Genomic DNA, 12676 nt, shown 5'->3' with positions numbered 1-12676 from the left:
TTTAGATTTAGCTATAAAAAGGAATCAGGGAATTCTTTGAGATTTAAAAACCAAATCCAATTAAAGATCATGGCTCTTATGGACTTTTGAAGTGCTATGATGAAATTTTAACACGTCTCATTTCAACCATTAATCTATGAAGTAAAAACACATTATCTTTATTTTTAAAATAAAAACCATGCGTATCATCCTTTATATTTTGAAAAGTAACTCTTAAGTTAGGCTTCACCACTTCACGTAATTTTTTAATATTAGGAGCGTCCAATTGATTATCTCCGTACGCACAAAACCATTGCACATTTACATTCTGCATTAATGTAATTTTATCATTAATATTAACCCAATTTTTTTCTACTTTTCTTAAAGTATTTTGTAAATCAGACCATGCATTATCAAAACTACTTTTGAAATCAATCTGCGGGTTACTAACAATAGCATTTGTATTGAGTTCTAGACTGTGAAAAAGTGCTCCGTACCCAGACATAGAACTTCCAAATAAAGTTATATTTTCACACCCATATTTTTTTACAAATTTTTGTAAAAGTCTTTGGTATGATGCACCTTGATCCTCCTCAAGATAGTACGAGTTGATCGGATCAGTAATGAAAAGTAAACTGCATTCGCAACTCTCACATAATCCACGAAGCATATAATAGTTTTCACCAAAATTATGTGTACTCATGGCAACTATTAAAGTTCGATTAACTTCATTTGCTATATAAACATATTTTTTATTTTCAAATTCTCGCTCATGCCTTTTAACTAAATAATCAAGATCCATATTACACCGTGTACTTTTTCAAAATACCAATATCCACTGTATGTAGAATTACAATACAGTTAATGTGAAAATATTGCTTACATCTATATTTTAAATCTGAAATCACCAACGGGTTAAACGCAAATAACACACACTCAGACTTCAAATAAAAATAGATTTTTACAATCAATCATGTTTTTTTAAAATTAGAATCGCCAGTTATAGAAGAAATCGATTGCACGTTCTAATGACTGGCTTGCTTCCATATATAACCGTTGGTTCATTTGATAACGAAGTGTTAGTTTATTTACAGGTGTAAACACACCTACACCATAACGAATAAATAAATCTGGTGTAATGTAGCCCGTTAAGCTCACTTGCGTATCATCACCTGTACCTTGCGCATCTAAAGCCAAACCACTTAAACCTAACGTTCGACCAATTTGATTGGTCAGTGCACGTGTTCCACCCAAGCCCATACTAATACCTGCTGCTGCAATTGTATTATTTACATCAGACTTAAAGCCTTCTGTTTGGCTTAAACCACTTGCACCTTCATTAATACGACCTGTAATAATCGCATTTAATGCTTCTTGCTCAGATAGACCTGCATCGTTATACACTTGAATACTTGGGCTTGTTGCTGTTCCCGTAACCCGAATACCAACCAAACTTCCTTGAATATTTTTATTGGTATCTACATCTAACGTTGGATTAGACAATGCACCATTAAAACGAGCAATCGCACGGTTTAAATCTAAACTTTGTCCATAGGCTTCAATTTTAACGCGCTTACTCACACCAATTGCGCCATTAGCACGCATTGCCGTTTCAGAGCCACGTTGCGTTAAATACAATCGACCCACCAACGGAATACGGCTATCAAAGCCTTGGAAAACCACTTGATTCCCTAAACTCACATCTAAGTCAGCATTAATATCCCAAGGTTTTGCCGCTTTTAAAATGGCAAGTTGATCTTGCCCTTCATGCACAATGCGAACATCTGAAGATACATTCACAACACTTGCTGTAGATTCAGGCATAGAAATAAGTGCACGTGGTACATCAACTTTACCTTTCACAGACAACTTGCTGAGGAATGGATAAGCTTGCACAGAAACATCTGTATTCACAATTGCCGTAATTAATGGCGCTTGGCGAACCAGTAAATTATCACCTTTTAGATTCAAATTAATACGAGGCTCACCTTTCCAATCGAACTCACCCGTTAATCTGCCTACACCACGCCCACTATTAAATGCGCCATTAATTGCGGCATTATCTTGTCGAATAGATGAATACAACTGAATATTGGTCAAATTCACAGGCAATGAAATCATACTAATTACGCCATCTTTCAAACGCATTTCACCTGTTAATAATGGCTTAGAAAGTGAACCACTGACTTTTCCTGCAAATGACAAACTACCATCTAAACGGCGCACATCGGCAATAAATGGTTTTAACACCTTTAACTGTAATTCGTTAAATGCAATATCACCACGCATGGCTTTATTGGCAGAATATGGGTCGATCACAACATTGGCATAACCTGTACCAATTGCAGGCGTTTTCACATCTAAACGAAGCTGCAAACCTTGAGCTACGCTTTTCGCAATCAGAGAAATTTGGTCATATCTTAAGTTTGAACCAATTTCTTGAGGGTCATCACCTGTAATACCAATAATACCGTTACGTGTTAAAAGTTTTACATCAATTTTAGGTTTTTGATTTTGCGCCCAAGATGCTTTTGCATATCCATTGACCTTACCTGTAATTGCTAAGCCATCAGGCATAAATGCAGCAAAATCATTTAAGTCTAGGTTTTGGGTAACAAAGGAAACGTTACCTTTCGTTTTACTTGTACGAATAGGCTGATCGAAACATAATTGGCTTTGCTGACTCACCCAACAATGTGCACCAATAAAGAGTTCACTATTTTTAGAATGATAAATAACCGATGCATTTTCTTTTTGCACTAAGCGTGTTCTGAGCGAATCAAAATCACCTTTTTGAATTTGACCAAACCAATCATTATTCGCATTAAAACCACCGGCCAATTGCACATAGAACTGACTCAGTTTATTTTCCGCTTTCACTTTTAGAATATGTGCTTTACGTGTACCCGCAACAGAAACTTCACCTTGTTGAATTTCACGATCACCACTGCGCAATGAATTCAATTTCGCAGTTAAAATGGTTGGCGTGGTATCCGACGTTGGTAATTCACCTTGAATACGTAATTGCTTAACACTGAATAAATTATTAAAACTAAAACCATCTACAGCTAAATTCGCAGTTGCTTTTAATCTTGGCTGAGCTTGAACATTTAAATAGCCATAAGCCTTACCACGCAAACCACTATAAATTTCATAGAGCGCAGGTGCATTAATCTTAATTTTTAAGTTTTGTGCATTACCTGTCGCTTGAATTTGGTTTTGTGCATACGATAAAAATAGATCATTCGCTTCAAATTGCTGAGGCAATAAACCCTTTTGTTGGGAACTAAGCACCATCGCCAAATTACCCGTACCACGAATAGGCTTGTTGTTAATCCGACCTGCTAAGTTTAAACGCGATATATTAATACGTTTAATTTTATCTGACCAAAGCCCTTGAGTTTTAACAACACCTGAAACTTCACCTTGTACACTCGATACAAAATATTGTGGTTTAAAGCGAATAAGTGATGCGTTAACATCCCAACCAATGCCATGCGTTAAGTTCACAATACCATCAGCAGCGATTTGTCCTGCAACACCATTATGACTAAATTGATTAATCTTAATATATTGTGATGTGCCTGAAATTTTCGCTTTTAAATGACCTTCGCTACCTTCAATGCTACTGGCATTCAATGCACCATCATAATCTACAGCAAAGCTTTTAAAAGCACCGCCATGCTTTTCATCATGGAATAAAACTGCAGCTGTACTTTTACCCGTTAAACGAATCGTTTCGTTTTGATCTGCTAAACGACCCGTTAAATTAATTGGGTTTAAATGAATAATCTGTTGATTTGGCTTTGCATAGCCATTGGCTTTTACACGACCATTCAATAAATTAATTGGCGCAGCACTTGTCACCGTTTGCGGATTGAAATTATTTGCATCAAGTAATGCATTCCATTTAAGTTGACGCTTATCTGTTGGAAGTTCAACAAAAGCACTGCCTTTCAAACCACCTTGACCTGCACTAAAACTAAAACTTGGAACATTTAAATTATTATTTTTAATATTTAACTGCGCTACATATTGCCCCGCAGGTAATGATGATTTTTCATGTTGTTTTACCACTGTTGCAACATGAATATTTTGCTGATCTTCAATTAAAGTCAGATTTACATCACCTGAATCGCTTTTTAACCAACCAATGTACGGCATTTCACGATCTAAACCCTTCCATGCCACATTCATTAACATTGGTTCAGGTTTTTTGCTTTTTTCTTCTTTTTGATCGAGCTTTAAATTCCATGTTTCATATTTATCGAAGTCGACATTAGCCGTTAAATGCAAACCATCTTCCAATAAACCTGTAGATGCTAAATTGGCATCTAATGATGGTGGTAAGAAATCTCGCACCACTTGAGGAATAATTTTATCTGTTGGTTTAATTTTATCTAAGCGACCTTTCATATCCCAAGTCACATGATCTTTCCAACTAACAACACCTGCAACATTTACGGCACCATCTAGAATTTGTCCATTTAGATTTTCAATATCTAACTGATTAACTAAATCTGTATGCATTGATGCGGTATAACGACCTTCGGGAATATCTTGACCACTTAAATCTGTATTTAAATCGATATTTAAACGTTCAATATCACCATAGTATTTTGCTGTCCCTTTTTTTGCAAAAAGCTTTTGATCTGTGAGTAATGGAAGATGGTAATTTCTGAATTTTACTTCACCTTTCATTGGAACATGGTCACGAAGTGGATGTACAACTCCCCAACCTGTGAGTAAATCTGGCGTATTGGTTGCAAAACCTGCTTCAATGGTTTCTAAAGTACCATTAGCAACAACATGAATACCGTGAATATTCAAACTATCATTAAGTGACGGAATATTGACATCAGCTGTTGCTTTAATTGGATATTTACCTTGATCAAAGGTCATACCACCATTGGCATTTTTAACATTTAAATATCCCATATCCATACGAGTATTTTTAAATGTAAGTTTGGTATCCTTCCACAATGCCTTTTCTAGATGAATATCAAAAAAATCGACCTGTGTTGTACCTGTATGAATTTCTAATTTATCAACATCAGCTTTATCTACACGTAAAACAAATGGTAGTCGAATTTCGTTATATTTGAATGGTTCATCCGAAGATGGACCCTTTGTGGTAATTTGCAGATTTTGAACATCGGCATGCGTTAAATGAATTTCTTTATTTACAATTGCGCGCCAACCTAAAGACACATCGGCACGATCAATTTTCACATCAACAGATTCTAAAGTCACAAGCACATTTTTTAGAATAATGCCGTTAAGTAAGTTTCCATCTTCATATTCATAGTGAATAATTTTCTGGCTTTGTAGCACACTATCGAGTAGAAATTTACTCCCCCGATCTGTAGAAAACATAACTGCTAAAGCAGCAACAATAAATAGAATCACAAAAAGAAGTGACTTCAGTACACTTCTTATAATTTTCCGCTGTTTAGGCAAAGGTGTTGGTAATTCTGGTTGCTGTTCCACTTCAGCCATAAATCTTCTCTAGTATTAAATTATAGTTGTGAACCAATAAAGAAATGTAAACGAATGGGTTTACTTTCATCCGATAAACCACTTGCGACATCTAAACGAATTGGACCAATTGGAGATGCCCAACGAATACCTACACCCGCGCTATAAGCCGCAGGCGTTTTAAAATCTGCATCATAGGCATTACCAAAATCTGTAAATACCGCAGCGCGCCATCCTTCAGAGAATTGATAGTTATATTCTAAAGAACCAACAGCAAGCGCCTGACCACCGACTTTAAATCCGTCTTCTCTTGGTGAAAGGCTCTTATAGTCAAAACCACGCATGGTTTGATCACCACCAGTGACATACCGTAAATTATACGGTACACGGCTAAAATCATCTGTAAAGATATAACCTAAGTCAGCACGACCGACAAATTGATGATCAAAATTATCACCCACTGAATAAATAAAACGCCATGAAGCATTAGCAATTGCCATATTGACATCGGTCATGAGATTCTCACTACCAACTTCAATTTTATAGGTTTGTTTAAATCCACGAGATGGATTTACGCGTTTATCTGAATCTGTACGAGATATTTCATAACCAAATAATAAAGATTCTTGTTCTGTATTTCCTGTCCCTAAGAAACTATCAGGAATATCATTAACATCAAAGACACCTTGTCCTGTTAAACGATCTAAACGATAACGCACACCCATCACATGTTGCCAACTTCCGCGCGGGTTTTTAATCACTCGGTCTGCACCTAAAACAGCAGATTCAATAAGTAATCCACCTGTATCGGAAATATCTTTACGTTCTTCACGTTCGTAACCACCGACCAAAGAAATATAATCATTCAAAGGATGGTTATAAGGAATGTTATATCGACCATCAATAGATTGACGTTTTTGTGATAATTCGAAGTTTGCATCAAATGAATGACCACGTTTGTTCACAATTGCACGGCGATATTGACTACGTAAACGCACACCTGTATCTGTACCATAACCTAAACCAAGCTCGGCATTATTTAACTTATCTGCATTTAAAGTCACAATGACAGGCACTTTTTTATTTTCACGCGCTTGTGCTTTTAGGCGTTCAGTTTCTTGTTCTTTGGTTTCTTGCTGTATTTGTAATTTTTTAACTTTACTGTTGCTTTCTTCAACACCCGAACCTGCAAACTGATCTTCATTCACTACATTCTGCGTCACTTCAACTGAAGATGCTGCCGAAACTTGCTTTTGCTGAGGTTCGCTAGAAGTAGTACCATTTGCCAAATTATCTAAATCTATTAGGGCTTGAAGATCTGGTGCATATTCTAATTTCTTTTCAATTGGATCTGGACGTGCAGCATCAACCAATGTGTAGTTAAAATAACGCGAGTTGGTTAAGTTATTTGCCAATGTATTGACACGCCAAAATGCATAATCTTGACCGTCTGTCCAAGGCACTAATTTTTCTAAAATATCTCGGTCTAGAGGGAATTCCTTATTAGGATCACTCATTCGGAATTCAACAGCACCTAATTTATATCGGTCACCTGTTTCATATTTTAAATTAATATCTGCTGTATCTTGTGGCTGCGAAACTTTAACGTCATGCATGCGCCAATATGCATCAAAATAACCATTATTGGTTGCTGCATCTGTAATTCTTTGTTTGGTTTTGTCATATAAACCATGATTAAAAACATCATCTTCAGCAAGATCTGGCAAAATTCCAATGACCTGAAATTGAGCCTGATTTTCACCTGCACCACTAAATTCAACCGTATTACTTTTCACAAGCACAGGTTTATTCGGCACAACTAAAACTTTAACTTTTCCACTGCCAACTTTTTCAAACTTAAACTCTGCATTATAAAAACCAACAGCTTGAGCTGCTTGATTAGATAAGCTTCTGAGTTGTGATGTTGCAGAAATAAAATCTTCAAATGCCTCTACCGTATAACTAGATAGTTTGGCTTTTACATTTGCTTTTAATGCGGTAACGGCTAATTTTTCTTTATTTGTAAATGTGTCTAAACTACCATCTGCAACCACAACATCTGCGCTAATACGCTCAATCACTTGTGCATTTACAACTTGTTGAGGTCTAACTTTATAATAAAGTTTTTTAAAGAAACCTACTTTTTCTGGTTCAACAGTTTCAGAATCTAAATTAAGCGCACTTAAAGTCCGTCCGCTTTCATTCGCTTCTACAATAATTTTGCTGTCTGAACGAATACTTTCCATTAAGCCATCAACATTAATTGGCGCTTGATTAATTTCTGCCAATTCTTGCTGTGTTGCATCATTCACTAAAATTTCTTTAGATTGTTCAGCTCGATTTTTCTCAGCATCTTGCTTTGCCTGCTCCGCAACTTTAAAGATGTCATTCACCATCTGATCATCTGCTGAAATCTCAGGTAAATTTTCTAAGTCATCAATATCAATCGGTGCAAATTCTTCGACTGGAGCTGGTGATGAAACTTGATTCTGAAGCATCTGATAGCTGTCAAAATCTTCATCAATAGCGTACAAATTTTTATTGGGTTTCTGTTTTATCGCATTATTTGCCTTAAGCGCATTTGCTTTTATTTCTTCTTGATATTCTATAGGCAATTCAATTGGGCTTAAATTTGGCTTAGCCTGAACCTCAGCAAATCCATGCTGTGCCATGAAACTTAAAAAAAAGCCCATACATATATGCTTATGATTGATTCTTCCTGAAATGGAATGAATACTTAAACACAATGTCGATTTTTTAAACTTTAAATTTTCAGGCATAAAACTACGAACCAATTTAATATTTTTAATATGAAGTCTTTGTAAATATTATCACACGAGTAGAAATACTATATGACTTTCAATACATAATAGACTTAAAATATCATACATGAATTTTATAGTATTATAGACATCGCTCACATTTCTTAATAAAACTTTTAAATAAGTGCCAATATTATGGACAACAAAGAACATCTACTCGGTACACGTCGCTTCTTACCGATGTTTATCACGCAATTTTTTGGTGCATTAAACGATAACGTTTATAAACAAGCTCTTTTATTGGTCATTACCTACGGATGGATCCAACAACAAACTGCAGATGTAAGCACACTGAATAATTTTGCAGCACTTTTATTTATTTTGCCTTACTTTATTTTTTCTGCAACAGCAGGACAAATTGCAGACAAATATGAAAGATCACAACTCGTACGTTATTTAAAAGCAGCTGAAATTTTCATTATGATTCTTGCCACAGCAGGTTTCCTCATTGGAAATTTATGGCTGTTATTACTTGCATTATTTTTAATGGGTACACATTCAACATTTTTTGGCCCAATTAAATACGCAATTTTGCCTGAAATTTTAAAACCCAATGAACTTATGTCAGGAAATGCCTTATTTCAATCTGGCACGTCTATGGCAATTTTAATTGGGATGATTTTAGGCGGTGCTGTTATTTCCTTATCGCAAGGAAATTTAGTATGGATTAGCGCGACAGTCCTGATCATTGCAATTTTAGGTTATATCTCTAGTACATTTATCCTGAAACAGAAAGTAACAACAAATAACATTCAAGTCGATTGGAATTTTTTCAGAACCAGTTTTCAAACACTTAAATATGCTAAAAGCCTCCCTCTTATTTTTACCATTCTTTTAGGAAATTCTTGGTATTGGTTTTATGGGGCAACCTATCTCACTCAAATTCCACAACTCACACAAGAATATCTTTATGGCAATGAAAACGTAGTGAGCCTTTTACTGACTTTCTTCTCTGTGGGAATTGGTGTTGGTTCGCTACTTTGTAGAAAAATTGGCGGTTCTGAAGTAAATATTAAGATGGTTCCTATTGGTGCTATCGGTTTAACTATTTTTGCTTATTATTTAGCAATGAGCATATCTTTTGTACCTACACATACAGGTGAACTTCTTACACTGAGTGAAGTTTTCCAACAAGGTGCAAGCTATTATCACGTGATGATTGCTATTACTTTATTGGGTATTAGTGGTGGTTTTTACATTGTGCCGCTTTATGCCATGATGCAAGCCTATTCACCCCGATCACATCGTGCTCGAGTAGTTGCAGCAAACAACATATTAAACGCAATTTTTATGGTCAGTTCTGCTATATTTTCTATTATTGTATTAAGTATCTTAAAAATAGATATGAAAGTACTATTCTGTATTACAGCAACTTTAAGCGCAATATTTACAGTTTGGCTATTATTTAGACTAAAGCCATTACTCAAAACGGCACAGCTCTCGTTGGAGGATTAATTCATGCGTCAATTTACAGGTATCGATAAGCTTATCAATTCATTCGATCAAGCTTTACGCAGCTTAGTACCAGGTGCAACATCTGCACACCGTGAAAATCCTGCAAATGAAGTCGATACTCAACTTGCTGTAAGCGAAGCACGCCATGTTGCAGGACTAATGCGTGTCAATCATAGCGGTGAAGTATGTGCGCAAGCTTTGTATCACGGTCAAGCTTTAACAGCAAAGTTACCCAACGTACGTCGAGAAATGGAACATGCAGCAATTGAAGAACAAGATCATCTAGCATGGTGTGAAGATCGTTTAAAAGAATTAGACAGCCATACCAGCTTATTTAACCCTGTTTGGTATAGCCTTTCTTTTGGTATGGGTGCATTAGCAGGTATTGCTGGAGATAAATACAGTCTTGGTTTTGTTGCTGAAACTGAACGTCAAGTGAGCTTGCATTTAATTGATCATATCAACCAATTACCATCCCAAGATGAACGCTCACGTAAAATATTAACGCAAATGAACGAAGATGAATTGCAACATCGAGATACCGCATTAAATGCAGGCGGTGTAGATTTACCTTTACCTGTACGTATTGCGATGACAGGCATTTCCAAATTAATGACCAAAACAAGTTATTACATTTAAGACTGTTTGATTCACAAAAAACAAAAAAGGCTCAGAATTCTGAGCCTTTTAATTCATAATTAGAAACGATAGCCAATACTTGCATTCCAACCATTAACTTTAATACGCAGCTCATCAGCAAATTTCAAATTTGTACCTTCATAACCTAAATTAACAGTGAAGTTACGCGTTGGATTTACAATCAATCCTGCACCATAAGCTAATTCTGTCTTAGACGTTTTTGTAGGGTCTGCAGGCTCTGTAGTCCCACCTATGGTAAAATCAGTACTCTTAAGTTTAATATTAGAAATACCTGTAGTCGCATAAATACTTACATAATTATTAAAACGATAAGCTGGTCCCATCATATATGTAAAATATTTGACATCAGTCTTATATACATCTAGGCCATCTTGCTCTGATACATCACCTTTTAAATAAGAAACAGAAGAAATTAAACTAAAAGGTGAGTTCCACTCGTAACGGTATTGAGCATTTACACCTTTTAAATCTAAATCGCTAATTTTACTTTGAGCATATCCCAAACTAAAAGAGTGATTATCAGCAAATGTATATGAAGAAGCAGTCATAGCTATTAATAAAGAATATTTTAAGTATTTATTCATAATATTAAGTTCCGATTTTTAGTATTCGTAATGTCGATCAGGATGAATCGATTAATGCATATTCTACAACACATTTTTAAATATATAACTAATGTGTCACATTTCAAGTTTTTAAAAATTTTGCATATTTTATTTAATAATCAGATTGTAAATTTTTACACTAAACAAAAAAGGCTCAGAATTCTGAGCCTTTTTTTAGCAATCTTTAAAATTAAAAACGGTAACCAACACCAATGTTAAAGCCTTTTGCTTTAGCTCCGTCAACCTTGGTACCTTCATACCCTAAGTTCACAGATACATTATCTATTGGATTAATTTTTACACCCACACCATAAGCAAAATTAGTTTCTTTTAAAGAATCATTAAAATCCTTTGTATGACCTGTACTATTTACCCACGTCTGTTGACCTTCAATTTTAGAATGTGCAAAACCTGCAAGGGCATAAACACCTAAGAAATCATTAATCTTGTATTCTGGACCTGCCAATAATGAAAACTGTTTAACATTATATTCATCATGATACATATCATAACCATCAGTATATGATAATTTATTATCACCCTTTAGATATGAAGCTGAAACAACAAGATTTACAGGAGAATCCCATTCATAACGATACTGAGCATTTACACCCTTAAGCTTTACATCTTCTATTTTAGAATAAGCATAGCCTACAGACACTGTGCTTTCAGCAAATGCCGTTGATGATAAAGCAGCAGTAGCCAACAATAGGCTATATTTTAATGTTTTGTTTAACATACTATTTTCCATATTCAATTAAGGGTAGATATTTTTAGCCATAAATAGAGCGAATAAAATATGGACAAATCTTAACCCAATAAGCAAAATATGAGAAATACATCACACTTTTCAATTAATAAGCATTCAATTTTTTTTAATTTATACATTTACAACATTAAATTTTATTCCATTACTAATTAATAACTTATGACTCAATATCTCAGATAAAGGAATTTTCACATCTAAAGCCAATGGCATTTTTTTAGGATTAAATTGCATTTCATTTATGTGACATCCCCATGCAATTAGGTCTATATCTAGTGAAATCTGATGGGATGGGCGTACTCTCCCTGCCTCAGACTCCATATTTTTTACAATGAGTAATAATTCGTCAACAGAAAGACTACTCTTTAAAATACATGCAGAATTCCAATAATCTTCACCAATGCCATCACGACATGGAATTAAATATATATTTGAAAACTGCACATTACCCAAAGATTGGATTCTTTTATAGGCTTTTTCAAAATTAGATTCAGGCTCGAAATTACTCGCTAGTGCTAGCGCGAAAATCGTTTCGGTGTCGTTCAAGACGAATTCCTACAGAATTTGCTTGCGGGATAATGGCAGGCTTACGGATCGTGATGATAATTGATTCAATTGCTAAGAACTCTGTAAATAAAGCATTTATCACGAGTTTTGCAGCATGTTCAATCAATTTTGGTTGAGCATCTTGAATGACTTTTGCCGATATTTCACAAATTTCGGCATAGTTCATTGTATCTTCAAGTTCATCGGAATTTGAAGCTTGTTCAAGATTTGTTTGCAAGGTCAAATCTAACATTAAAGGTTGAATAATTTGACGTTCCCAATTGAAACATCCAACAACCGTATCAACTTTTAAGCCTTCAATGATGATTGCATCCATAACTCAACCTTGTTCTAAAAGTAGATCT

The 12676-nt window shown here is 35.1% G+C and carries 9 protein-coding genes; 2 read left to right on the top strand and 7 right to left on the bottom strand.

Translation table 11 applies throughout. From position 1 onward, the window contains the following. Nucleotides 1-94: 94 nt before the first annotated feature. The 3 genes from GTK57_RS12280 to GTK57_RS12270 all read right to left on the bottom strand — a co-directional run bounded on the left by GTK57_RS12280 (nt 95) and on the right by GTK57_RS12270 (nt 8237). The gene (locus GTK57_RS12280) at nt 95-781 is read right to left on the bottom strand and encodes a YqiA/YcfP family alpha/beta fold hydrolase (RefSeq protein ID WP_152874571.1); all 687 of its coding nucleotides are present in this window, start codon (nt 779-781) and stop codon (nt 95-97) included. A 185-nt stretch (nt 782-966) separates the two neighbouring features. Then, complete coding sequence (locus GTK57_RS12275) at nt 967-5478, bottom strand: translocation/assembly module TamB domain-containing protein (protein ID WP_152874570.1); 4512 nt, start codon at nt 5476-5478, stop codon at nt 967-969. A gap of 20 nt (nt 5479-5498) precedes the next feature. Next, nucleotides 5499-8237, bottom strand: coding sequence for an autotransporter assembly complex protein TamA (locus GTK57_RS12270; RefSeq protein WP_152874569.1), 2739 nt, complete (start codon nt 8235-8237; stop codon nt 5499-5501). Nucleotides 8238-8411: 174 nt separating this feature from the next. Here GTK57_RS12270 and GTK57_RS12265 point away from each other — a divergent pair, with 174 nt between their 5' ends. Continuing rightward, a complete protein-coding gene (locus GTK57_RS12265; protein WP_171522172.1) occupies nt 8412-9734 on the top strand; it encodes an MFS transporter in 1323 nt (440 codons plus the stop codon). A 3-nt stretch (nt 9735-9737) separates the two neighbouring features. Beyond that, entirely contained in the window at nt 9738-10373 is a 636-nt protein-coding gene (gene coq7 / locus GTK57_RS12260; RefSeq protein ID WP_152874567.1) for a 2-polyprenyl-3-methyl-6-methoxy-1,4-benzoquinone monooxygenase, read from the top strand. Between the two features lie 59 nt (nt 10374-10432). Here coq7 and GTK57_RS12255 read toward each other — a convergent pair whose 3' ends face one another. The 4 genes from GTK57_RS12255 to folB all read right to left on the bottom strand — a co-directional run bounded on the left by GTK57_RS12255 (nt 10433) and on the right by folB (nt 12648). Then, entirely contained in the window at nt 10433-10978 is a 546-nt protein-coding gene (locus tag GTK57_RS12255) for an Ail/Lom family outer membrane beta-barrel protein (RefSeq protein ID WP_152874566.1), read from the bottom strand. 211 nt (nt 10979-11189) lie between these two features. After that, the gene (locus GTK57_RS12250; RefSeq protein ID WP_152874565.1) at nt 11190-11738 is read right to left on the bottom strand and encodes an Ail/Lom family outer membrane beta-barrel protein; all 549 of its coding nucleotides are present in this window, start codon (nt 11736-11738) and stop codon (nt 11190-11192) included. A 141-nt stretch (nt 11739-11879) separates the two neighbouring features. Then, entirely contained in the window at nt 11880-12311 is a 432-nt protein-coding gene (locus GTK57_RS12245) for a 2-amino-4-hydroxy-6-hydroxymethyldihydropteridine diphosphokinase (RefSeq protein WP_152874564.1), read from the bottom strand. Continuing rightward, nucleotides 12268-12648 carry a dihydroneopterin aldolase gene (gene folB / locus GTK57_RS12240; RefSeq protein WP_152874563.1) on the bottom strand — a complete coding sequence of 127 codons (381 nt, stop codon included), beginning with the start codon at nt 12646-12648 and terminating at the stop codon, nt 12268-12270. Before folB ends, GTK57_RS12245 begins: the two co-directional genes overlap by 44 nt. Nucleotides 12649-12676: the final 28 nt, after the last annotated feature.

The organism is Acinetobacter portensis, from assembly GCF_010646905.1.
In the GTDB taxonomy this organism is placed as follows: Bacteria; Pseudomonadota; Gammaproteobacteria; order Pseudomonadales; family Moraxellaceae; genus Acinetobacter; species Acinetobacter portensis.
The sequence above is the reverse complement of the archived record's forward strand: the minus strand, read 5'-3'. Positions and strand labels throughout refer to the sequence as shown.